Below are 22,292 nucleotides of genomic sequence, written 5' to 3'. Positions count from 1 at the left end.
CCGGCTCTGCTCCTGCCAGCTGCGTCCATCGTCCGGCCGAAGCCTGTCGATTTTCGCCGCCTTGCGCATTCGCTCGGCCGAGACCGCGTTCCTTTACCGATCTGAAGCGCGGCGGCTTGGGGGCTTTCGCCGGTTCCGCTGCTCTTCTGTCCGGCCAGGTTCTTGGCCTGTCCGGTGTCATCGCGTCGCTCTCACCCGTTAATGAGCAGACTTGCCTTTGGCCGAAGCCTCCTGCATGCCGTCTCCAGCTGAGCGCGTGGACAGATGTCACCGCCATCTTTGGGATCAAAACCTCAGGTTCTTCAAAGCCTTGCGACTTTCCGTTCCGGTTGCTTCGTGTCCCGAAGACAAGTTGAAGGTGCGCCTGAATCGGCGATCTGACAACATTCCAACCGGCGAGTTTTCCACTTCGGGCGATTTGTCCTGTGGACACGAGTGGATAAGTCAACGCTTCGTCGCAATAGTCGCGAAGCGGAGCAACGAGCGGAAACCGAACCGCCCTCCAACCATCACGATAAGGGCTTCAGACCGCTGCACCCAGCGGTCCGACTCGGTTTTCCCCGTTTTGAAGCCCGATCAGGCGTCGCGGTTGCGGCGCGAGAGCAGGCGCAGGCGCAGGCCGTTCAGCTTGATGAAGCCTTCGGCGTCCTTCTGGTCATAGGCCCCGGCGTCGTCCTCGAAGGTCACATGCGCTTCGGAATAAAGCGAGTAGGGCGACTTGCGACCCACCACGCTGGCCAGCCCCTTGTAGAGCTTCAGGCGCACCGTGCCGGTGACCTTGTCCTGGCTATGGTCGATCGCGGCCTGCAACATCTCGCGCTCAGGCGAGAACCAGAAGCCGTTGTAGATCAGCTCCGCATAGCGCGGCATCAGCTCGTCCTTGAGGTGCGCTGCGCCGCGATCCAGAGTGATCTGCTCGATCCCCCGGTGCGCGCGGGCATAGATCTCGCCGCCGGGAGTCTCGTACATCCCGCGGCTCTTCATCCCGACAAAACGGTTCTCGACCAGATCGAGCCGCCCGATGCCGTGCTTGCGGCCCAGTTCGTTGAGCGCGGTCAGCAGCGTGGCGGGCGACATGGCCTCGCCGTTCAGCGCCACGCCGTCACCCTTTTCGAAGTCCACCGTGATATATTCCGGAACGTCCGGCGCGTCCTCGGGATTGACCGTGCGCGAATAGACGTAGTCGGGGGTTTCCTCCCACGGATCTTCCAGCACCTTGCCCTCGGACGAAGTGTGGAGGAGGTTCGCGTCAGTCGAAAACGGGCTGTCGCCGCGCTTGTCCTTGGGCACCTGGATCTGGTGCTTTTCCGCCCACGCGATCAGCGCGGTGCGGCTGGTGAGGTCCCATTCGCGCCACGGCGCAATCACCTTGATATCCGGGTCGAGAGCATAGGCCGAAAGCTCGAAGCGCACCTGATCATTGCCCTTGCCGGTCGCGCCGTGGGCGATGAAATCGGCGCCGGTCTGGTGCGCGATTTCGACCAGACGCTTGGAGATCAGCGGGCGGGCGATGCTGGTGCCGAGCAGGTAATCGCCTTCATAGCGGGCATTGGCGCGCATCATCGGGAAAACGAAATCGCGCACGAATTCCTCGCGCAGGTCTTCGATGAAGATGTGATTGTCAGGGATGCCCATCGCCTTGGCCTTGGCGCGCGCAGGTTCGATCTCCTCGCCCTGGCCGAGATCGGCGGTAAAGGTCACGACCTCCAGCCCGCGCTCCACGCTCAGCCACTTGGCGATCACGCTGGTATCGAGACCGCCGGAATAGGCGAGGACGACTTTCTGGGGCTGGGCCATGGCGAGAGGTTCCTTGGGAATGAACTGCGGGCGCGCCCCTAACAGTGCGCGCGGGCGGGGGCAATCGGGGTTTCGGCATCCGGTGAAGGTCAGGCGCTAAGATACTAAAGTATCATGTTTTTCCGGGTGACTTGCCGGAAGGAAACGCGTAAGTGCGCAGCGGGATCGTCGCAATTGGAGGGCATTGTCATGCACCGGTCCCTGTTTCTCGCTACGCTCGCACTTCCGTTTCTCGCCGTACCGGCCATGGCGCACGAGGTGCTTCACGCCGGCCACGATGCCCATGCCCACGGCCAGACCTGCGGCCATCAGGCGCTCGAACATGCGGGCCATGTCGATTACCTCCACGACGGCCACCTGCATCATGGCCATGACGGGCATGTCGATGAACACACGCTCGACGTCAGCACCGCCAATCCCGAAGCCGAGGAACTCAGCGCGCGCGTGACGAGCGACGATCATGCCCACGGCCACGCGGGCGAGGAACACCTGAGCGTTCAGCACGGCGCCCATGTCGATTTCATCCATGACGGGCGGCTGCATCACCTGCACGGCGATCACACTGACGATCACGGCGCAGTCAAGCTGGTGGCCGCGCGCTGATCTGTGGGCGATTGGCCGCACGGCAATCGTTCTTTCGGAATTTGCTGCTAAATCTCTGTCCGGCGGCGTGAGGTGCGTTGCCGGACAGGGGATTGCATGCTGACAATGTGGAGCAAAGCGCGCGAGCTGGCGGAAATGACCCCGCCCGAGCGCAATCGCTGGGTCGATTTTCTGCGGGCCGTGTCGATCATGGCGGTGGTGATCGGTCACTGGCTGATGGCGGGGCTCTATGTCGACGCCTCCGGCGAGCTGCGGCGCGGTGATCTGCTGTCGGTGGCCGAATGGACTCACTGGCTGACCTGGGGCTTTCAGGTGATGCCGGTGTTCTTCCTGGTCGGCGGCTATTCCAATTCGGTGAGCTGGGCTGCAACCACGGCCAAGGCGCCGCGCGACCAGGACGGCGTCTATCGCGACTGGCTGGCGAGCCGGGTGCAGCGCCTGATCACCCCAACCTTCCCGGTGCTGCTGCTGTGGGCCGCGCTGGCACTGGTGATGACGCAGGTCGGCCTGCCGCGCGAACAGGTCCGCATGGCGACCGAAGCGGCGCTGATTCCGGTCTGGTTCCTTGCTGTCTATCTGCTGGTGACGGCCTTCACGCCGATCGCTTACCGCGCGTGGCAGCGGTTCGGGTGGCTGAGCTTTGCCGTCTTCATCCCTGCCGCGATGCTGACCGACTGGCTGACCTTCACCGCCAAGTTGCCGTGGGTCAACTTCACCAATTTCCTCTGGGTGTTCCTCGGCATTCACCAGCTGGGGTTCGCCTGGCGCGCGGGCAAGTTTGCGGCGACGTGGTTTGCGTGGGCGTGGTTCGCGGTGTCGCTGGCGATCCTCGTGTCGATCACGGTCTATGGCTTCTACCCCGTCTCGATGGTGTCCGCGCCGGGCGGCTTCTCCAATTCGCTCCCGCCAACTTTGGCGCTGTTTGCGCTCGGAGCGGTGCAGATCGGGCTGGTGCTGGCGCTGGAGCCGGCGGGGCGGCGGATGCTCGACCACGTTGGCGTCTGGACGGCGACGGTGCTGATGAACGGGATGATCATGACCGTGTTCCTGTGGCACCTCACCGCCTTCGTGCTGGTGATGACCGTCGCCTGGCTGGCGCTGGGCGGGGTGGGCCTCGATCCTGTTCCCGGCACCGGCGCCTGGTGGGCGAGCCGTCCGCTGTGGATCGGGCTCTACATTCTCGCGCTGCTCCCCATGATCGCCATCTTCGCGCGGCATGAGCGCAGCTTCGGCCCGATCCGCGGCGGTCGCACCGTGCCGCGCCTGCGCGCGGTGCTGGGCGTGCTGGCCATCTGCGCGGGGCTCGGCGCGACGGCGGGGCTGACGATTGCCAGCCCCGAGGGTGTATCCGGCGTCCGCTGGTGGGTGATCGCGTTGCCGCTGGTGGGCGCGGCGCTGATGGGCTTCGGCCCGGTTTACCGCCCGCGCAACCGCCCGGGATCGAGCGGGGAGCCAGCCTAGGCCAGCACGCCGCGCTGATCGAGCCGGCGGGCGAGCCACAGCAAGCCCGCCGCGATCACCACAACGCTGGATAGCACCACCACCTGCGGGGTGCCGAAGACGGCGAACACGCCCAGCAGCGCATCGCCTGTCCACAGCAGGACATAGCCGACCAGCGAGACCGCGAGCACCGCGACGCTCGCCCTGCGGCGCGCGATCAGCAGCACGCACCCAAGCGTGCCGCCCAACGTGCCAATGGCAAAGACCGCCGCCATCCATACCGGTAGCCCGGCGTAAAGGGCCGCCTGCTCCGGAGTCATGCCGTTCGCGACGAGGTCGGCCTCGTCATTGAAGGTCTGCACGACGAACTGGAAGGCGCCGAACAGGCTCCATAGCAATCCGGCGACAGCGACGATGCGCGCAGGCAGCGGGTAGGGGGCGGCGAGGGGAGCAGTGGTGGCAGTCATCGGGCAGCGTCCTTCCATGCGGCCCGGCGCGAGACGTGCAGCGGGCTTCGTGAAGGGAGACGCAGGTGGCGGCGCGGATTCGACCGACCCTCTCAAAAAAATGTGAAAGGGCAGGTCAGCTGCCGATCAGATAATCCCGCGTGATCGGCAGGGCGCGGCGGCTGCGGACGTACTGGATCTGGTAATTGCACATCCCGCCATTCTCGAAGACCGTGGCCGCCCCGGCGAGGTAGAAGGTCCACATCCGGAAGAACCGCTCGTCATGCAGAGCGATGATCGCCTCGCGGTTGGCGATGCAGTTCGCGTACCAGGCGCGGATCGTCTTGGCATAGTGGAGCCGCAAGGTCTCGACATCCGCGGCGATCAGGCGGACCTTCTCGCTGGCAGCCAGCGTCTCTGACAGGGCGGGGATATAGCCGCCGGGGAAGATGTACTTGCGGGTGAAGGCATCGGTGGTGCCCGGTCCGCCGAAGCGGCCAATGGTGTGGAGCAGCATCACCCCGTCATCCGCCAGCATGCGCGCGCAGTCAGCAAAGAAGGTTTCGAACTGCGCGCGGCCGACGTGTTCGAACATGCCGACCGAGACGATCCGGTCAAACCGGCGTCCGCTGGCGGCGGTGTCCCGATAGTCCTCCAGCAGGATCGTAACCTTGTCGGCGACCCCGGCGGCACGCACCCGGTCACGGGCGAGGGCCGCCTGTTCCTCGGAGAGCGTGATCCCCGTCACCCGCACATCGTGATGCTTGGCCAGATGGATCGCCATCCCGCCCCAGCCACAACCAATGTCGAGCACCTCCTGCCCGGCTGACAGCGCCAGCTTTTTCGCGATATGCGCCAGCTTCGCCCCCTGTGCTTCGGCCAGCGTGGTGACGCCCTCGGGCCAATAGGCGCAGGAATATTGCCAATGCTCCGCGTCCAGCATCAGGGCATAGAGCGGATTGCCGATGTCATAATGGTGCGCGACGTTCTGCTTGGACCCGACGCGATTGTTGATCTGTTCGGCGGCAAAGCTCGCGCGGTTGATCCACCGCTTCAGCCGGCTCGGCGGGCCGATATCGCCGCCCTTGTCCCACGGATTATTGGCGCGCAGCAGGCTGACGAGACCCATCACATCGCCTTCCTCGATCAGCAGCCGCCCGTCGATAAAGGCCTCCGCCGCACCCAGACGCGGGTCGAGCACGATGTCGCGCGGCACGCGGGCATCGGTGAAGCGCAACACGAGCTCGGGAAACCCGGGTGCGCTCGTGCCATAGGTGCTGGCGCTGCCATCGGCGAACACAATGCCGAGGCGGCCTTGCCTGACAGCGCGCGACAAAAACCGGTCGAGGAGTGGCTTGCTCATGGCGTTCCTTTCGTGGTTCACTCCTGTGGGGTTACCGCAACTCACAGCTTTCGCAATAACGCGGTTGCAGCAAAAGGTGCGGGTAGGAGGGGAAAGATGACCGAGGCCAAGACACAGATCACCGCCGTAACCGTCGATGCATTCATTGAGGCTGTCGAGCCTCAGGCCAAGCGCGACGATGCGCGCGTACTGGATGCGATGTTCCGCCGGGTGACGGGGGAAGCGCCGAAAATGTGGGGGCCGAGCATTATCGGCTACGGCGATTACCGCACCACCTACGAAAGCGGGCGCGATGTTCATACGATGCGCACCGGCTTCAGTCCGCGAAAAGCCAAGTACTCACTCTACCTGATGGGCGGCTATTGCGATGACATCACCGCCCAGGGCCGTGACGAAAAGCTGGAACGGCTGGGCAAGTACTCCACCGGCAAGAGCTGCCTCTATGTCAACAAGCTCGCCGATATCGATCTGGCGGTGCTGGAGGAAATCGTTGCGGCCGATTGGCAGACGATGCTGCGCCTGTTTCCGAAGGACTAGACCCCGGCGTACCACTGGTAGCCGGCAACATCCTCCCAGAACCCGCCTTTGCCCTGACCGATATCGTCAAAGCTGGCGACCGCTTCGATCGCCTTCACATATTTCGCCTGCTTGTAGCCCAGCTGCCGTTCAATCCGCATCCTTAGCGGCGCGCCGTTCTTCTCTGGCAGCGGCTCGCCATTGAGGCTGTGGGCGATGATCGTCTGCGGGTGATAGGCATCGACCATGTCGATACTCTCGTAATAGTCGCGTCCGTAGAGCACATCGGCGCAGCGGAAGACGATGAAGTTCGCCCCTTCCTTGACCTTCGCCGCATCAAGCAGAGCGGCGAGTTGCGGCCCTTGCCATTCGCCGATCGCGCTCCAGCCTTCGACACAGTCATGCCGGGTGATCTGGGTGCGCTGCGGGAGCGCCCTGACCTCTGCGAGGGTGAGCGCGAGCGGCTGTTCAACCAAGCCCTTCACCTCAAGCTTCCACTCGGGAAAGCCCTGCGCAAGCTGCTCTTGATAGAACGGATCGGCGACCGTGACCGAGCCATTGCCCCGGAATGTGGGTGAACGTTCGGCGCGGGAATATTCGGGCGCGAGGCCCTGCTTTCCCGCGAGCGCGCGGTGGGTGATGCGGTGCCCGTCCTCGGCGGCCTTGAACAGGCTCTTGGCGGTTTCGCTCTCGTTGATCTTGGAACAGGCCGCCGCGCCCATGGCGGCGATCCCGGCAAGCAGCGAACGGCGCGGCAGATCAACCATGGGCGGGCGCTCCATCTTCAGGGGGCATGGTGTCAGGCTCGGGCGGAGCCGGAGCACCCGCACGCTTGCCGCCGGTGAACATCTCAAGGATCAAGCGCCAGTCGATCAGCGCCAGCACGATGTGGATCACGAAGAAGCCGAAGATCCCCCAAGCGGCGATGAAATGCAGCGAGCGCGCGCTCTGCCGCCCGCCGAGCACATCGAGCAGCCACGGTGCGGCCGCCTGAAAGCCCGGACTGATCGCCAGACCGGTGAACAGCATCAGCGGCAACAGCACGCCGAACACCATGCCATAGAGAATGCGCTGCACGGGGTTGTAGCCTTGCGCTGCCCCGTCCCCTGAATGCGCCTTGACCGAGGCAATCACTGCGCCCGGCGTCCAATCGCGCGGGGTGGTGGTCAGATCACGGCGGAAATGGCCGTTGACCAGCATGGCGACCCAGATGAACAGCAAGCCCACGCCGAACGGCCAAGCCGCCGTCGTATGCCAATCGCGCGCGAGGGCGAGATTGTAATGCTGCGGGATCGTCGCCCAGCCGGGGAATTTGATGACGCTCAGCCAGGCATCCTTGGGATCGAAGCCATAATCGCCCCAGTAGAGATAGCGGTGCGCGTTGGAGATATTCAGCCCGGTCATGAACAGCACGATGATCGCGGCGGCATTGACCCAATGCCATAGCCGGGTCGAGAGTGCGTGCTTCTTCATGCGCTTGCCCCTGTCGCCTGCGCCCCTTCGCGCGCGAGCCAGATGACATCGCGCGGCTGATCGAGCAGATGCTGGCCGCTGTCGATGAACAGGCTCTGCCCGCTTTCGAGCGCGCCGCTGCTCAGAAACAGCGCGGCATCGGCGATCTCGTCCGCGCCGGTTTTGCGCTGAAGCAGGTTGAGGCGATGTGAAATCTCGGTCTCCTCCTCGCGCTGGTCATGGCTGGCCAGCACGGCCCCCGGCGCCAAGCCATAGACCCTGACGCCCTTGTCCGCGTTTCCCTTGGCCAGCATCCCGATGGTGGAAGCCAGCGCATGTTTGGACATGGTGTAGCTGAAGAAATCGGGGTTTGTGTTTTCGATTTTCATGTCCGTGACGTGGATCACGCTGCGCACGGCCGGGCTCACCGCATGGGCGATGAAGGCCTGAGCAAGGCGGGCCGGGGCAAGTGCGTTGATCTGCATCGCTGCCCGGTTCGTGGCCGGATCGAGTTCGGTTACACCGTCATAATCAAAAACCGAGGCGGAGTTCACGAGGCACCGCCAGTCGGGCAGGCGCGCCGCGAGCCGTGTCACAGCGGCCACGGCCGCCTCATCGTCAGCAAGATCGAAGGCGATGGTCTCGGCCGAGGGCAGAGTGGCGGCGAGTGCCTCGGCGGCGGTGCCGGAGGCGCGGTAATGAATCACCACGTGCCAGCCGGCCTCGGCAAAGCGGCGCACGATCGCAGCACCAATGCGGGTCGCCCCGCCGGTTACAAGCACGGCAGGGCGGGTCATGCGGCGGGTTTTGCGATTTGGGGCATGGCCCAGCGCTAACAGGGCAGGGGCCGCGCTTCAATCGGGGAGCGCGGCGCAGCCCCTGCCGGTGATAACTGAACGGGCAAGAACGCCGCTGGCGGTGGGACCAGCGGCGTTCAGCCCGTTAAGGAGTGTCAATTAGCGGCAGCGTGCTTCGCCGCGGTCGATTTCGCGGCCCAGCAGACCCCCGGCGAGACCGCCGAGGACGGTGCCAAGCGTACGGTCACCGCGGGTGTCAACCGTGCGGCCGAGCAGGGCCCCACCGACCGCGCCAATCACGAGACCAGTCGTCCCGTTGTCGCGCTTGCAGTAGTAGCGGCCATCATTCCCGCGCCAGATGCGGTCATTGCGCGAGAGGCGGCGGCCACGGTCATCCCAGTCGCGACCACGGTCACGGTAGTGGCGACGGTCACGGCGGTCACGCCAGTCGTCACGGTCGCCATAGGCGGCAACACTGGTAAAGGGTGCCGCGCTATCGTTGAAGCTGGCGAAGATCGGCGCAGGCGCGGCGGGCAGTTCGGCAGCCTGCGCAGGGGCGGCAAAGACTGCCATCGAACCGGCGGCGGCGGCGAGCAGGGCAAGGTTTTTCATGTCATTCTTCCTTGTGGCGGCTCCCCGATGGAGCGACCCCCTTTTCGTTCAGATTACTCGAACGCAGGATGAACGCGGCTTTCAGGAAACCGCCAGATTTGTTCAGCTGAGGGCGCTTTGGGATGAACCGTGGCTCAACCGCGCCGGGCTGCGGCTTTGGCGCGGAGGCGCGGGGTGAGCGCGGCGAGATCGGCCAGCTGTCCCAGTTCGTTGGCTGTCGCTTTGCCCGCCACCAGAGCCCGAAAGACCCGCGCAACGCTCCAGTCTGCCGCGCCCATGGCGACTCGTTCGAGCGAATCGCCCGCCGCGACCTCTCCGATCTCAAGCACCCGGAAATACCAGCCGCAGCGTCCGGTTGTGACGATCTGCGCGACCATGCCCTTGTGACCAAAGCGGTGTTCGATCTTCCAGCACGGCTGGCGCGGCTGGCTGATTTCGATCAGGGCAGTTCCGAGGCGGAAGCGGTCGCCGATATGGACCATGTTTTCGGTAAGGCCGGTGACAGCGAGGTTCGATCCGAAGCCGCCGGGTTCGTCCAGCACCGGATGGTCGCCGATGATCCCGCGCCACCAGGCGTGGTGATCGAGCGGGTAGAGGTGCAGCGCCATCTCCGGCCCGCCGTGCACAGTGCGATCGGCCTGTTCATCCGGGGCGAGGCCTTCTTCCAGCACTTGCACCAAACCTTCGCGGGGTCGCTTGGCAAAGGCGCTCAGTTCCGCGCCGTTGAAGGGGCGGGCGCTGCCGGTGCAGACGGCCTCGACGATATGCTTCATGACTTTCTCACGATGAGGTCAATCCAGTCGCGCTCGACATTGTCGAACCCGCCAGCGGTGTAGTGACGGGTCTCGGCGATCTCCCAACCGGTCAGCGCTTCGTATTGCGCAGCAAGCCACGGGGCATCGGGGAAATTGTAGAAGCGGCCAAGCGCGTCGCGCCCTTCTGCTGTGCCCAATTTGTAGCTGGCGAAGTGCCACCCTCCGGGACGCAAGGCGCGGTGGATGCGGGCGAGCACGTCGGGCAGGGCGGCGCGGGGGCAATGGAGCAGGCTCGCATGCGCCCATACGCCGTCATAGGCCGCTTCGGCTTCGAGCTCGTCGAAGGCCATTACCCGCGCCCCCACATTCCAGCGCTCGTTCGCCTTGGCGACCATCGCCGGGGTGCCATCCGTGGCATCGACCGCAAAGCCGCGCGCAGCGATCCGCGCGGCATCCTGACCGCCGCCGCAGCCAAGTTCCAGCACGCGCCCGCCCGCAGGCAGGCGGTCAAGGAAGGGATCGAGCTGGTAGGAGTGCGCCTGTCCGAACTTCAGCACATAATGCGGCGCGCGCGTCTGGTAAAAAGCGATCGTGTCCGGATCGGTGCTCACGCGTCCGCCGCTGCCGCCGCCTCGCGGTCACGCTGCGCGCGGGATTTCTTCTCGGCCGCTGTCTTCAATTGCCCGCAAGCCGCATCGATATCGCGCCCGCGCGGCGTGCGTACCGGGGCGGAGATGCCGCCTTCGAACACGATCTGCGAGAAGCTACGGATGCGGTCGGGCGTCGAGGTTTCGTAACCCGCACCCGGCCAGGGGTTGAAGGGGATCAGGTTGACCTTGGCCGGCAGGTTGTACTGCTTGAGCAGGCGGACAAGCTCGCGCGCGTCATCGTCGCTGTCGTTCTTGTCCCTGATCATCACATATTCGAACGTGATGCGCCGCGCGTTCGATGCGCCGGGATAGTCGGCGCAGGCCTGAAGCAGGTCTTCGATGCCGTATTTCTTGTTCAAGGGCACCAGCTCGTCACGCACGTCCTTGCGCACGCCGTGAAGGCTCACCGCAAGGTTCACCCCGATTTCCTCGCCGCAGCGCTCCATCATCGGGATGACGCCGCTGGTGGAGAGGGTAATGCGCCGCTTGGACAGGGCAAGGCCATCGCCGTCCATCACCAGCTTCAGCGCATCGCGCACGTGATCGAAATTGTAGAGCGGCTCGCCCATGCCCATCATCACGATGTTGGTGAGCAGGCGGCCATCTGCCGTGTAGTGGCCCGCCTCATCATCCTCGTCGATCACATCGGCGTCGGACACCATCGTGCCGCGCGGCCATTCGCCCAGCGCATCGCGCGCGAGCATGACCTGACCAACGATCTCGCCGGGGGTGAGGTTGCGCACCAGCTTCATCGTGCCGGTGTGGCAGAACGAGCAGGTGAGGGTGCAGCCGACCTGCGAGGAGACGCAGAGCGTGCCGCGGGTCTCGTCGGGGATGAACACCATCTCGAAATCGTGCCCGTCGGCGGTGCGCAGCAGCCACTTGCGGGTGCCGTCGACCGAATGCTGGGCCTCTACCACATCGGGGCGGCCGATCACGAAGCATTCTGTCAGCCACGGGCGCATCGGCTTGGCGATGTCGGTCATCGCCTCGAAGTCCGTCACGCCGCGGTGGTAAAGCCAGTGGAACACCTGCTTGGCGCGCAGCTTGGCGGCCTTGGCATCGAGCCCGGCTTCCTCGAACAGCTCGCGGATGCGCGGGCGCGGCAGGCCGATCAGGTCAATACGGCCGTCGGCACGCGGGGTGATGTCGCGCGAGGCGGGTACCGGGTCGACGAGGCCCGGGATGGACATGAGTGCAGTATCGGCCATGAGGCCGCGCATATAGTCGCGCTTGGCCGGTTTGACCAGTCAGCGCTTCTGCGCACATCCCACGGTTGCTGCGTCAATGGCTGTGGCGGCACCGGCAAGGGCGTAGCGATCCGTAAAGCCGCCTCCCTTGGCAGCGGTGGCCGAGACGCTCATCCGCGCGGCAGAGCGCAGCGCAGCGATGATCGCGGCGTCATCGCGCGCGTCCGTGGCCCAAGCATTGCGGCCTTTGGCGACCAGATCGAAGCGCTTGTCGCCCACGGCGAGCCGTACCGCCCTCTGGTCCGCCACATCACGCGACAGAACAAGATGCACCGCCCCGCGCACCTTGCGATCCGGCCAGTTGGAGACCGTGGCATAGGCTGGCGCGGGCGGCTTGCCCTGTGCCTTGGCAATCGCATAGCAGCGCAGGGGCTTGGCATCCTTGAACGCCGCCCAGCCGTCATAAACGCCAAGACTTTCGCGCGCGGCCAGAGGCGCGGCGAGAAGCAGCAGGGCGAGAAGTGCGTACCTAGTCATAGCTGATGGCCAGCACTTCCCATTCTTTCGTGCCTGAGGGAAGGCTCACCACCCGCAAATCCCCGACGCCCGCACCGCGCAGCGCCCGCGCGAGGGGGGAGTTCCAGCCAATCCGCCCCGCGCTCGCGTCCTGTTCGTCATCGCCGACCAGATGCACTGTTTGCTGATCATCGTCCTCGTCCGCAATCGTGACCCGTGCGCCAAAGAACACGCGGCTACGGTCCACCTGCGCGGCGGGATCGACGACGCGCAGCGCTTTCATCCGCTTGATCAGATGCGTCAGCTCGCGGTCGATCTCGCGCATTTTCTTGCGGCCATAGAGGTAGTCGCCGTTCTCGGAGCGGTCGCCATTGCCCGCCGCCCAGCTGACGATCTCGACAATCGCGGGGCGGTCGGTTTCGAGCAGCTGGTCGTATCGCGCCTTCAGCGCCGCCATCCCCGCAGGGGTGATGGGCTGCCCCTGTGGCTTCACGGGCAGGCTCAGCGCAGGAAGGCATCGACCGGACGCGGCAGTCCGGCCCGATCGGGGTACATGTGCGAATAGGTCACCGCATTGCCGATCACACGCATGATGTAATAGCGCGTTTCGAAATTGGCCGGGATCTTCTCGACCCACGTGACCCAATCGATCTCGCCCCGGCGCGGGTCGCCGTTGAGGCGCAGCCATTCGTTCACGCGGCCGGGCCCGGCATTGTACGCGCCCACCGCCAGCGGATAGGCCCCGCCGTAATAATTCATCATCCGCGCGAAATAGGCATCGCCCAGCGTGATATTGTATTGCGGCGCGCCGGTCAGATCGGCGGAGAGATATTGCATCCCGAGCTTGCCCGCCTGTTCGCGCGCGGTGCCGGGCATCAGCTGCATGATCCCGCGCGCACCGGCATGGCTTTCGCGCGTGCGGTCAAATTCGCTTTCCTGCCGCGCAATGGCGTGGACCATCACCCAGTCGTTGACAGCAGGCGGTGTCGCAACCACCGGGAAGCCGATCCGCTCAAGACTGGAAAGCCCGTTCTCGCCCGCCTTCATGCCGAGCACCACCGCCATCTCGTCCAGCCCGACTTCGTTGGCGAGCATCGCGGCCATCAGCATTTCGGTCGGCGTGTCGGCCTCGTCACCCAAGGCTTCGAAGAAACGGCGCTCCGTCCGCCAGTCGCGGCGGCTCACGGCGAGCGCGCGGATCGCCTTGACCAGCGGGCGGCTTTCAAACTCGGCGCGGACGCTCGGATCCATCGCGGGCTGGGGGAGACTGGCGAAGGACGGCATCGACCGGCCCAGCTCGGATAGAGCCAGCTGGCCGTAGTAATAATCCGGCCAGCGCGCAGCCATTTCGAAATAGCGCGCCGCATCCGCGCCCTTGCCCGCTTGGCGCGCGGCACGTCCGGCCCAGAAATAGCCCTTGGCCTTGGTCAGCGGGGTCTTGGCTGCATCGCCATAGCGCTGGAACAGCGGCGCAGCGGTGGTGCCGTCGCCCATATCCCACAGGGCGCGGGTGCCGCCCAGCCACATCAGGTCGGTATAGCGATCGCGCAAGGTGAAGCTCATCAGCGACACATCGGTGCCGGGCGCGAAAAGATCGTCGGTGCGGGCGGCGATCATCGCCGCATCGCGCGCGCCGGTAGCCTTGGCGAGCGACAGCAACTCGCCCACGAAAGCCTCGGGATCAAGGGCGGGGCGGTTGAACGCCGGACGGTTGGTGAAGGCTCGCGCGGCTTCACCCGATTGGCCGGTGGAGCGCAGGAACTTGACCAGATTGAAGGTGTAGCCCGGATCCGCTTCCGCCCCCGCTGGCACGGAGAGGCCGGACATCTCGGGCCGCGCACCGCGCAGCAGCGACAGACGGGCCATCGCCATTTGGCGGTCGGGCTCAGACAGATTGACCAATTGGCGCGAGGCGGCGTCGCCCTTGCCCTGCCATAGCAGCGCATCCATTCGCACCGCGTGATCTTCCGGCGTGAACTGCGCGCCGTAGAGTCCGGCAATGTACAGCTCGACCGGATCGCTCATCGCGCCTCCGCGCCACGCACGGCGCGCTTCCTCGAGCGCCTTGGGGTGCTGCATCGCGGCCAGTGCCAGAGCATAGCGGGACCGACCGGGGTTGGTCAGCGGCGGGTTCGCGTCGAAATAGCGCAGCACTTCAGCCTGCGATGGCGCCTCGTTCTCCAGCGCAGCCTCGGCCCGCAGGCGCAGAATGTCCGCCCGCGGGAAGGTGGGATAGGCCAGCACGAAGCCTGCATAGTCGGCGAAGCTGTGGGTGCGGCTGGCTTGCAGCACCTCCCAGCGCGCCACGGCCGCGTCGATCGCGGCCGGCTGACGGGCGACGAGATTATCGCTCCCCGAAAGATTCTGTGCAGTGGCAGGCAGCGCCGCAAAACCCGCCAGCGTCAGCCCGAGTGCAGCATAAATCCGTGACGAGAACAAAGAATAACGGACCATGCTGGACATAGTGCCAATCGGCTCCTTATCAGGCGGTGAACGAAAGAGGGCGGGGGATGCCCGCTTCGATTGATATCTAGCGATGAAGGCAGGACAAAGGCAATGTTCAGCGGTTCGATACCCGCTCTGGTGACTCCTTTCCGCGGCGGGACGTTTGACGAGGCCGCATTCCGGCGGCTGGTCGACTGGCAAATCGAAAATGGCAGTGCGGCGCTGGTGCCCTGCGGGACGACGGGGGAGGCTTCGACCCTCTCGAATGCCGAGCATCATCGCGTGATCGAAGTCTGCATCGAGCAGGCGGCGGGGCGCGTCCCGGTGATCGCGGGCTGCGGGTCGAACGACACCCGCAACGCGCAGCTGCACATGAACTTCGCCAAGAAGGCAGGAGCAGCGGCGGGCCTGTGCGTCGCTCCCTACTACAACCGCCCGAGCCAGCGCGGGCTGGTGGCGCATTTCAGCTATCTGGCGGAAAACTGCGACCTGCCGATCGTGCTCTATAACGTGCCCGCGCGCACGGTGACCGACCTGCTGGATGAAACCGTGGTGGAACTGGTGCGCAAATACCCCGACCGGATCATCGCCATCAAGGACGCCAGCGGCGACCTCAGCCGCGTTGCCGATCACCGCATGGGCATTGGGCGCGAGTTCTGCCAGCTTTCGGGCAATGACGAATTGTGGCTGCCGCACGCGGCGGCGGGTGGGCGCGGGTGCATTTCGGTGACGGCGAATGTCGCGCCCAAGCTATGCGCCGAGTTCCACGAAGCGATTGCGGCGAACGAACTGAAGAAGGCGCGCCAGTTGAACGACCGCCTGTTCCCGCTGCACTACGCGATGTTCTCCGACGCCAGCCCCGCGCCCGTGAAATATGCGCTGAGCCGCGTGCATGGCTGGATCGAGCCGGAAGTGCGCTTGCCGCTGGTCGAGGCATCCGACGAGGCCAAGCGCGCAGTGGATGAAGCGCTGGTACTGGCCGGGGTGCTGGAGGCCTAAACCACCTCGTCCTCGTCCAGCAGACGCTCGGCATTGCCTTGCGGTTCGCTGGCCAGAATCGCTTCGGTGATCGTGTCGATCTGGGCGCCGACCCGCTCGGGGTGGTCGATGGCGGCGATGTGGAACAGCGCGTCGCCCTGATGCACCACGGGCAGGGTGGCGTGGCCGATGATAATGCCGTCCAAGGGGCTGATCATCTCCTGCGGCTCCTCACCGAACAGGCCCGAGACGCAGGCGAGCACATCGCCCTTTCTTACCGGATCGCCGGATTCGCGCACCATCTGCACCACACCGCCGCGCGGAGAGCGGACCCAGACCGAGCGGTTGGCGCGGGCCGGGATGCCGACGGCGCTGAGGCCGTCATCGGCTTCGATCATGCCGAGATGCGCCAGCACCCGCTCGACTCCCTCGACCCCCGTTTCGATCGACAGCCGGTCGAACCGCAGCGCCTCGCCCGCCTCCATCAGCAGCATGTCGACCCCGTGTTTCTGGGCAAGGTCGCGCAGAGACCCGTCACGCAGCGGGCTTTCGATGATCACCGGCGCGCCGAACGCCATCGCCAGTTCCACCAGCTTGCGGTTGCCCGCCGCGATGCGGATTTGCGGGAGATTGTAACGGTGGATCGCGGCCGAGTGGATGTCGATCCCAAGCTGACATCGCGCCACCACCTCGCGATAGAATACATGGGCAAGCTGCCCCGCCAGCGATCCGCCCGCGCTCCCCGGAAAGCTGCGATTGAGGTCGCGCCGGTCGGGCAGGTAGCGCGAATGGGTGATAAAGCCGAAGATATTGGCGACCGGCACCAGCATCACCGTTCCCGCCAGCACCGCCGGATCAAGCGTCCTGGCCAGCCGCTGGATCACCGCTGTGCCGATGATCTCGTCCCCGTGGATGGCCGCGCTCACGAACACCGCCGGGCCGGGCTTGGCGCCGTGCAGCACCCGCACCGCCAGCGAGGATGCCGTACCGGTCGCCATGGTGGTGATCGGAAAGGCGACATCGCGCAGGGTGCCGGGCGCAATGCTTTCCCCGGCGATGATGAATGGTTCAGGACTGTTCATGCGGCCAGGCCCCCGTGCTGCGTGCACCCAGCGATACCCCGCTAGGGCGCTCAGCGCAAAGGCCCTCGCTTTTTGCGTCTTGCGCTCCTACATCGCCCGTCCCATGGCACGCCCCAAACCCGTAACCTTCGACAAGCTCAAGATCGTCGCCGAGAACCGCCGCGCGCGGTACGATTACTATATCGAGGACAAGTTCGAGGCCGGGCTCGCCTTGCAGGGCACCGAGGTCAAAGCGCTCAGGGCGGGCGAGGCGAGCATCGCGGAATCCTATGCCGAGGTGAAGGACGGGCAGGTCTGGCTGATCAACGCCAATATCCCCGAATACAGCCACGGCAATCGCCTGAACCACGAACCGCGCCGCCCGCGCAAATTGTTGCTGCACGAACGCGAGATCGAGAAATTTGTCGGCGCGGTCGAGCGCAAGGGCATGACGCTGGTGCCGCTGATGATCTACTTCAACAGCACCGGCCGGGCCAAGGTCGAACTCGCGCTCGCCAAGGGCAAGCAGACCCATGACAAGCGCGCCAGCACCAAGGAGCGCGACTGGAAGCGCGACAAGGCCCGGTTGATGCGGGATCGCGGGTAAATCGCGGCCGACGAAAAAATACTCACCGAGGCCCGGATTCACCTACTGGTCACCAAGGCTATGCTACCCATATCGATACTCACAATGCGCTCCCGGCCTGCCTCCCGCGATACTGTCGCCCCCCTATGCCTGCTTGAGCGCCGGGAAGGCGCTCGCGCATGAGCATCCCGCCGCCCCGCAAAAAGAGCATCAGTTTCCGGTCCAAGACTTGGGCGATGGATGTCATTCGCAAGAACACGCCCACGCGGGAAGAAATGGCGCAGAACCGGTTCTTGGCTCCGGTTGCGCACCGCGTGCTTTCGCCCGAACTGTGGCGCTTTACGCGCCGCTCGGTGCCGCGAGGAGTAGCGCTGGGATTGTTTGCGGCGTTCATCTTTCCTCTTGGACAGATCCTGATCTCGACCTTCCTTGCCCTGCCGGCGCGGGCCAATGTGCCGCTTGCGGCGCTGGTGACCTTTGTGACCAACCCCCTCACGCTGCCGTTCTGGATGGCGTTGGCTTACAAGATCGGCGATTTCATACTGCATCTGGGGGCCACCGCTCCGGTCATTGTCACGGCACCGGCGGATGATGGAATGTGGAGCGTCCTGACCAACATCTTCGATGTCGGCTTCGCCGCGATTGTCGGGTATCTGGTCCTGTCGCTGGTCACGCCGGTTATCGGCTATGTCATGTCGGTCTGGGTGTGGCGCGCTGTAGTGTCCCGCAAGCGCGCCAGACGGTTGAAGGTCATGGAAGCACGGCTCGACCAGCGGCTCGGCACGCAGTAGGAAGCACCTTTCCGCGCTTCTCGCGCTTCCCGCGATCCCTGCCACAGGAGCCTGCCCGCTTGTCCCGCCGCCTTGGCAATGATTCGAATGCTGTGCCCGCTGCGCATGACGCAGCGGGGCCTACCGACGCACCTCCAGCAACGCTGCTGATGGCGCTGGGCGGCGCGGTGGTGGCCAGCGCCGCCGTGCTGTTCTTCGCCACCGGCAGTGGCATCGTGGCGCTGGCCTTCGTGCTGGCGGCGGGCGTGATGCTGGGCGGCGTGGTGCTGCTTGACCGGATGCGCGGCGCACCGGCCAGCGAAAGTATTGGAGCGCCTGACTGGAGCGTCACCGTTGCCGCGATCGAGCGCGAAGGTGAGGCGATCGCGATCACCGACCGCGCCAATCGCCTGGTCTGCGCCAACGCGTTTTTCCTCGACAGTTTCGGCGCCAATGCCGCCCCGCCTGCGCTGCCGTTCGGGCGTGCAGGCCAGGAGGCGGTGACGCTGCTCGCGCGCAATGCGTGGCGAGACGGTTCGGCGACAATCGAGGCGCTTGAGGCGCTGGACGAAACGCGCTGGCAGGTTGCCGCCACCCGCGCCGGACGCGGCGATGATCACCTGATCTGGCGGTTGCGCCCGATGGCCCGCGCACGGGTGGACAGCCTCGGCCTGCTCGATCTGGCGGGGCCATTTGGCAAGATGCTGAGCCGGGCGGGGATCGAGACTGCGATTACCACCGCCGACGGCGTGATCCGCGCCGTCAGCTCCGGTTTCGCCGAGCGGGCGGCGGGCGATGACCGAGCGACCTTGGTGGGGCAGGACTTCGTCAGTTTTCTGCGCTCGGACGAGCGCGACCGCATCTTCTTCGCCCGCGAAGGACGGGGCGGCACGCCGCAGACACTGGTCGATATCCCGCTGGTCGATCCCGAGGAGCGCGTCACTGCCGCCGGGCCGGACGAGGCGACCTCGCTTATGCTGCTGATCGATAGCGGCGTCGGCATTGGTTCCGGCTGGGACGGGGCCTCGCAAGCGGGCGTTGCGCAGCTTGATGCGCTGCTGGCGCAATTGCCGCTGGGTCTGGCGATGACCGACCGTGACGGGCGTTTCCTGTTCGGCAACGAGGCGTTCCTGCGCTCGGTCGCGCGTGAAGGGCGGGGCCTGCCGCAATTCCCGACCGATCTGGTGGTGCGCGAAGACAAGGCTGCGTTGTCCGACGCCGTGCGCCGTCACGGGCGGGGGCCGGCGACGAGCGGCGATGTCACCGTGCGGCTGGTGGGCAGTCCGGAAGAGCCGGTCTCGCTTGGCCTGGCAGGCGTGCGCGGGTTGGGCGAGGCAGCGGTGCTGCTCAGCCTGGCCGATACGTCTCAGGAAAACCAGCTCAGGCGCCAAGTCGCGCAGGCCACCAAGATGCAGGCCGTCGGCCAGCTCGCGGGCGGGGTCGCGCATGATTTCAACAATGTCCTGACCGCGATTATCGGCACCTGCGATCTGATGCTGCTGCGCCATATTCCGGGCGACAGTGATTATGACGACATCCAGCAGATCCGCGCCAATTCCAACCGCGCCGCCGCGCTGACGCGGCAATTGCTCGCCTTCTCGCGTCAGCAGACCCTGCGACCGGAGATCATCCAGCTACCGGACGTGGTCAGCGAAGTCAGCCCGCTGATCAAGCGGCTGCTGGGCGAGAAGATCACCTATTACGTCCAGCATGACCGCAACCTCGGCCCGGTGCGCGCCGATCCGCAGCAGCTGGAGCAGGTGATCATGAACCTCGCCGTGAATGCGCGCGATGCGATCCAGTCACGCGGGAACGGGCAGGGGCGGATTTCGCTCTACACCCGCACCTTGCAGGCCAAGCAGGTCGTACAGTTGGGATCGGAAGTGCTTCCCGCAGCGGATTACACCGTCCTGATTGTGCAGGACACCGGCGGCGGGATCCCGCCGCACGTGCTGCCCAAGCTGTTCGAGCCGTTCTTCACCACCAAGGAACAGGGCAAGGGCACCGGCCTCGGCCTCTCGACCGCTTACGGGATCGTCAAGCAATCGGGCGGGTTCATCTTTGCCGACAACATCACCGACAAGGCCGGTCATCCCACCGGCGCGCGCTTCACAGTCTATTTCCCGGTCCACCGCGGCGAGATGCCCAAGAAGCGCCCGGTGCAGGAGCTGGTTTCGTCCGACTGGTCGGCGGGCGGCAAGGTCCTGCTGGTCGAGGACGAGGACATGGTCCGCATCGTCGCCGAACGGGCACTGGCGCGGGCAGGCTATGACGTCACCGCCTGCGCCAATGGCGAAGAAGGCCTCGCCGCGATCACCGAGGGTGCGGCGAAGTTCGACATCGTCGTCTCGGACGTGGTGATGCCCGGGATGGATGGCCCCGCGATGGTCCGTGCGATCCGCGCCAAGTTGCCCCACATGCCGGTGCTGTTCATGTCCGGCTATGCCGAGGAGCAGCTCCGCCGCGACATCGACATTCCCGACATGCACTTCATCGCCAAACCCTTCAGCGTTGCTTCGATCGGCGACAAGGTCGGCGCGGTCCTGCGCGAAGCGCGGGCGGTGCAAGCCACAGGGGCCTGATCCGCGTCCCATCCCCCCATTTGGCGGGAAAGCGCGCCATTCACCTTGGATAAAGCGTCCAAGTCGTTCATCCTGATTGTCATAGGCAGGAGGGGACGAGATGATGGACCGGGCATTCAGCGCTGTATGCAGCGTATCGGCAGCGGCTTTGCTGGCGGCAGGCGCTGCGGCGCAGACATCGGACGACAGCGCCCGCTCCGAATCGGCGCAGGGCGAGGTTGCGCTGACGATCTACAACAACAACATCGCGCTGGTGCAGGACGTGCGCCAGCTCCCAATTGCCCAAGGCAGGAGCCGGGTCGAATTCCCCGACGTCTCGGCCCAGATCCAGCCCCAGACGCTGAACTTTGCGGCGGCGAACACCACGATCATCGAACAGAACTTCGATTACGACCTGCTCACCCCGACCAAGCTGATGGAGAAAGCCGTCGGCCAAACTGTCACCCTGCTGCGTACCAACCCTGCCACCGGCGCCGAAACCCGCGAGCGCGCGACCGTGCTTTCGGTCGCGGGCGGCACTGTGCTCAAGATCGGGGAGCGCATCGAGGTGCTGCGCGATGATGGCCTGCCGGTGCGCGTGATCTTCGACCGCGTCCCGCCCAATCTGCGCGCACGACCGACGCTTTCGGTCAATCTCGACAGCACCCGCGCAGGCACGCGGCCGGTGGCGCTGCGCTACCTCACCAACGGCCTCGGCTGGAGCGCGGATTATGTCGCGCTTTATAACGAGAAGGGCGGCATGATCGACATGCAGGGCTGGGTGACGCTGACCAACCAGACCGGCACCACCTTCCACCAGGCGGACACCGTGCTGGTCGCAGGCGCACCGGCGATGGGCGGGGCCGAGATGCCGGGCGGCGGGCGCGGCTTCGGGGACCGCGGCATGACCCGCGCCGGAACCGAAGCAGCCAGCCGCGAGCGTTTGGGCGATTTCTACCTCTACCCGATCAGCGGCCGCACCACAGTTGCCAATGCGCAGACCAAGCAGGTCAGCTTCCTTGACGTGCAGGGCGTGGCCGCACGCAAGATCTATTCGCACAGCGTCTATTGGCAACAGAATGACGAGGAGCCGGAGAACGTCGAAAGCCGCATCGCCTTTTCCACCTCGCGCGATCAGGGCCTGGGCGATGCGCTCCCGGCTGGCACCGTCCGCTTCTACCAGCGCGACAGCGAAGGCACGCCGCAGTTCATTGGCGAAAAAGCGATTGCCCACACCCCGATGGGCAGCGATCTCTCACTGGTGACGGGCGAGGCCTTTGACATCACGGTCAAAGCCGAAGTCGAAAAGCGCGAGACCATCACCGCTGACGAATGGGAAAAGAGCGCGCGTTACCGCGTGGTCGAAGATGGCAAGGTCGTGCAGGATATCACCCTGGAGCGCCCCAAGACCTATTACCGCACCACCATGCGCTACACCCTCACCAACGCGAAAGCGGAAGCCGTCGAGGTGCAGCTCACGCAGACCGGCCTCAACCGCAACTGGTGGTCGGACGATTTCCGCATCACCTCGGAAGACATCAAGGGCGAGCAGCTCAACAATGATCAGCGGCGCTTCATCGTCCCCATCCCGGCCGAGGGTGAACGGGTGATCCGCGTTACTTACGAAACCCGCTACTGAGGGCTGGGCCGTGCGCCGTCCTAACCGTACTCGTAGCCTTCCCCCCTCCCTTGAGGGAGGGGCCGGGGGTGGGTGTGCGGCGGTTATCATTGGCGTGGAGCCCCCACCCCCAACC

22 protein-coding genes are annotated in these 22,292 nt (G+C 65.3%); 8 read left to right on the top strand and 14 right to left on the bottom strand.

Going from position 1 to position 22,292, the window contains the following annotated elements:
- Nucleotides 1-576 precede the first annotated feature (576 nt).
- Complete coding sequence (locus GVM20_RS07465; RefSeq protein WP_166546595.1) at nt 577-1,797, bottom strand: argininosuccinate synthase; 1,221 nt, start codon at nt 1,795-1,797, stop codon at nt 577-579.
- A gap of 189 nt (nt 1,798-1,986) precedes the next feature.
- Here GVM20_RS07465 and GVM20_RS07460 point away from each other — a divergent pair, with 189 nt between their 5' ends.
- On the top strand, nt 1,987-2,400 hold the full coding sequence (locus tag GVM20_RS07460) for a hypothetical protein (protein WP_199799508.1): 414 nt from the start codon (nt 1,987-1,989) through the stop codon (nt 2,398-2,400).
- A 96-nt stretch (nt 2,401-2,496) separates the two neighbouring features.
- Nucleotides 2,497-3,861, top strand: coding sequence for an acyltransferase family protein (locus GVM20_RS07455; RefSeq protein WP_166546594.1), 1,365 nt, complete (start codon nt 2,497-2,499; stop codon nt 3,859-3,861).
- On the opposite strand, the gene GVM20_RS07450 is transcribed toward GVM20_RS07455, so the two are convergent.
- Complete coding sequence (locus GVM20_RS07450) at nt 3,858-4,307, bottom strand: hypothetical protein (RefSeq protein ID WP_166546593.1); 450 nt, start codon at nt 4,305-4,307, stop codon at nt 3,858-3,860. The two genes, GVM20_RS07455 and GVM20_RS07450, sit on opposite strands and share 4 nt — an antisense overlap.
- Before the next feature lie 115 nt (nt 4,308-4,422).
- Nucleotides 4,423-5,649, bottom strand: coding sequence for an SAM-dependent methyltransferase (locus GVM20_RS07445; protein ID WP_166546592.1), 1,227 nt, complete (start codon nt 5,647-5,649; stop codon nt 4,423-4,425).
- 96 nt (nt 5,650-5,745) lie between these two features.
- Here GVM20_RS07445 and GVM20_RS07440 point away from each other — a divergent pair, with 96 nt between their 5' ends.
- Nucleotides 5,746-6,186: a DUF1801 domain-containing protein gene (locus GVM20_RS07440; protein ID WP_166546591.1), complete on the top strand. Its 441-nt coding sequence runs from the start codon at nt 5,746-5,748 to the stop codon at nt 6,184-6,186.
- Here GVM20_RS07440 and GVM20_RS07435 read toward each other — a convergent pair.
- The 10 genes from GVM20_RS07435 to GVM20_RS07390 all read right to left on the bottom strand — a co-directional run bounded on the left by GVM20_RS07435 (nt 6,183) and on the right by GVM20_RS07390 (nt 14,591).
- Nucleotides 6,183-6,932: a molybdopterin-dependent oxidoreductase gene (locus GVM20_RS07435; protein ID WP_199799507.1), complete on the bottom strand. Its 750-nt coding sequence runs from the start codon at nt 6,930-6,932 to the stop codon at nt 6,183-6,185. The two genes, GVM20_RS07440 and GVM20_RS07435, sit on opposite strands and share 4 nt — an antisense overlap.
- Nucleotides 6,925-7,638 carry a cytochrome b/b6 domain-containing protein gene (locus tag GVM20_RS07430; protein ID WP_166546589.1) on the bottom strand — a complete coding sequence of 238 codons (714 nt, stop codon included), beginning with the start codon at nt 7,636-7,638 and terminating at the stop codon, nt 6,925-6,927. The genes GVM20_RS07435 and GVM20_RS07430 overlap by 8 nt, the downstream gene beginning before the upstream one ends.
- Complete coding sequence (locus tag GVM20_RS07425; RefSeq protein ID WP_166546588.1) at nt 7,635-8,414, bottom strand: SDR family oxidoreductase; 780 nt, start codon at nt 8,412-8,414, stop codon at nt 7,635-7,637. The genes GVM20_RS07430 and GVM20_RS07425 overlap by 4 nt, the downstream gene beginning before the upstream one ends.
- 159 nt (nt 8,415-8,573) lie before the next feature.
- Entirely contained in the window at nt 8,574-9,026 is a 453-nt protein-coding gene (locus GVM20_RS07420; protein ID WP_166546587.1) for a glycine zipper 2TM domain-containing protein, read from the bottom strand.
- A gap of 134 nt (nt 9,027-9,160) precedes the next feature.
- Nucleotides 9,161-9,799: an MOSC domain-containing protein gene (locus tag GVM20_RS07415; RefSeq protein ID WP_166546586.1), complete on the bottom strand. Its 639-nt coding sequence runs from the start codon at nt 9,797-9,799 to the stop codon at nt 9,161-9,163.
- Nucleotides 9,796-10,392: a class I SAM-dependent methyltransferase gene (locus GVM20_RS07410; RefSeq protein WP_166546585.1), complete on the bottom strand. Its 597-nt coding sequence runs from the start codon at nt 10,390-10,392 to the stop codon at nt 9,796-9,798. The genes GVM20_RS07415 and GVM20_RS07410 overlap by 4 nt, the downstream gene beginning before the upstream one ends.
- Nucleotides 10,389-11,642, bottom strand: coding sequence for a dual-specificity RNA methyltransferase RlmN (rlmN, locus tag GVM20_RS07405; RefSeq protein ID WP_166546584.1), 1,254 nt, complete (start codon nt 11,640-11,642; stop codon nt 10,389-10,391). Before rlmN ends, GVM20_RS07410 begins: the two co-directional genes overlap by 4 nt.
- 39 nt (nt 11,643-11,681) lie before the next feature.
- Nucleotides 11,682-12,158: a hypothetical protein gene (locus tag GVM20_RS07400; protein WP_166546583.1), complete on the bottom strand. Its 477-nt coding sequence runs from the start codon at nt 12,156-12,158 to the stop codon at nt 11,682-11,684.
- Complete coding sequence (gene greB, locus GVM20_RS07395; RefSeq protein ID WP_166546582.1) at nt 12,151-12,630, bottom strand: transcription elongation factor GreB; 480 nt, start codon at nt 12,628-12,630, stop codon at nt 12,151-12,153. The genes GVM20_RS07400 and greB overlap by 8 nt, the downstream gene beginning before the upstream one ends.
- 8 nt (nt 12,631-12,638) lie before the next feature.
- Nucleotides 12,639-14,591: a lytic transglycosylase domain-containing protein gene (locus tag GVM20_RS07390; protein ID WP_166546581.1), complete on the bottom strand. Its 1,953-nt coding sequence runs from the start codon at nt 14,589-14,591 to the stop codon at nt 12,639-12,641.
- A 102-nt stretch (nt 14,592-14,693) separates the two neighbouring features.
- On the opposite strand from GVM20_RS07390, the gene dapA reads away from it, so the two are divergent.
- Nucleotides 14,694-15,581, top strand: a complete 888-nt coding sequence (dapA, locus tag GVM20_RS07385) for a 4-hydroxy-tetrahydrodipicolinate synthase (RefSeq protein ID WP_160761228.1) — start codon at nt 14,694-14,696, stop codon at nt 15,579-15,581.
- On the opposite strand, the gene GVM20_RS07380 is transcribed toward dapA, so the two are convergent.
- On the bottom strand, nt 15,578-16,642 hold the full coding sequence (locus GVM20_RS07380) for a succinylglutamate desuccinylase/aspartoacylase family protein (RefSeq protein ID WP_166546580.1): 1,065 nt from the start codon (nt 16,640-16,642) through the stop codon (nt 15,578-15,580). The genes dapA and GVM20_RS07380 overlap by 4 nt on opposite strands.
- Nucleotides 16,643-16,745: 103 nt before the next feature.
- Between GVM20_RS07380 and smpB the strand changes: the two genes are divergently transcribed.
- The 4 genes from smpB (at nt 16,746) to GVM20_RS07360 (ending at nt 22,177) form a co-directional block, all read left to right on the top strand.
- Complete coding sequence (gene smpB / locus GVM20_RS07375) at nt 16,746-17,228, top strand: SsrA-binding protein SmpB (protein WP_166546579.1); 483 nt, start codon at nt 16,746-16,748, stop codon at nt 17,226-17,228.
- Nucleotides 17,229-17,386: 158 nt separating this feature from the next.
- A complete protein-coding gene (locus tag GVM20_RS07370) occupies nt 17,387-17,998 on the top strand; it encodes a DUF2062 domain-containing protein (RefSeq protein WP_234031902.1) in 612 nt (203 codons plus the stop codon).
- 149 nt (nt 17,999-18,147) lie between these two features.
- Entirely contained in the window at nt 18,148-20,559 is a 2,412-nt protein-coding gene (locus GVM20_RS07365) for a response regulator (protein ID WP_166546726.1), read from the top strand.
- Between the two features lie 100 nt (nt 20,560-20,659).
- On the top strand, nt 20,660-22,177 hold the full coding sequence (locus GVM20_RS07360) for a DUF4139 domain-containing protein (RefSeq protein ID WP_166546578.1): 1,518 nt from the start codon (nt 20,660-20,662) through the stop codon (nt 22,175-22,177).
- The last annotated feature ends 115 nt before the right edge of the window (nt 22,178-22,292 follow it).

The organism is Porphyrobacter sp. SLTP (assembly GCF_009905735.1).
In the GTDB taxonomy this organism is placed as follows: Bacteria; Pseudomonadota; Alphaproteobacteria; order Sphingomonadales; family Sphingomonadaceae; genus Erythrobacter.
This window is presented reverse-complemented; position numbering and strand designations above follow the sequence as displayed.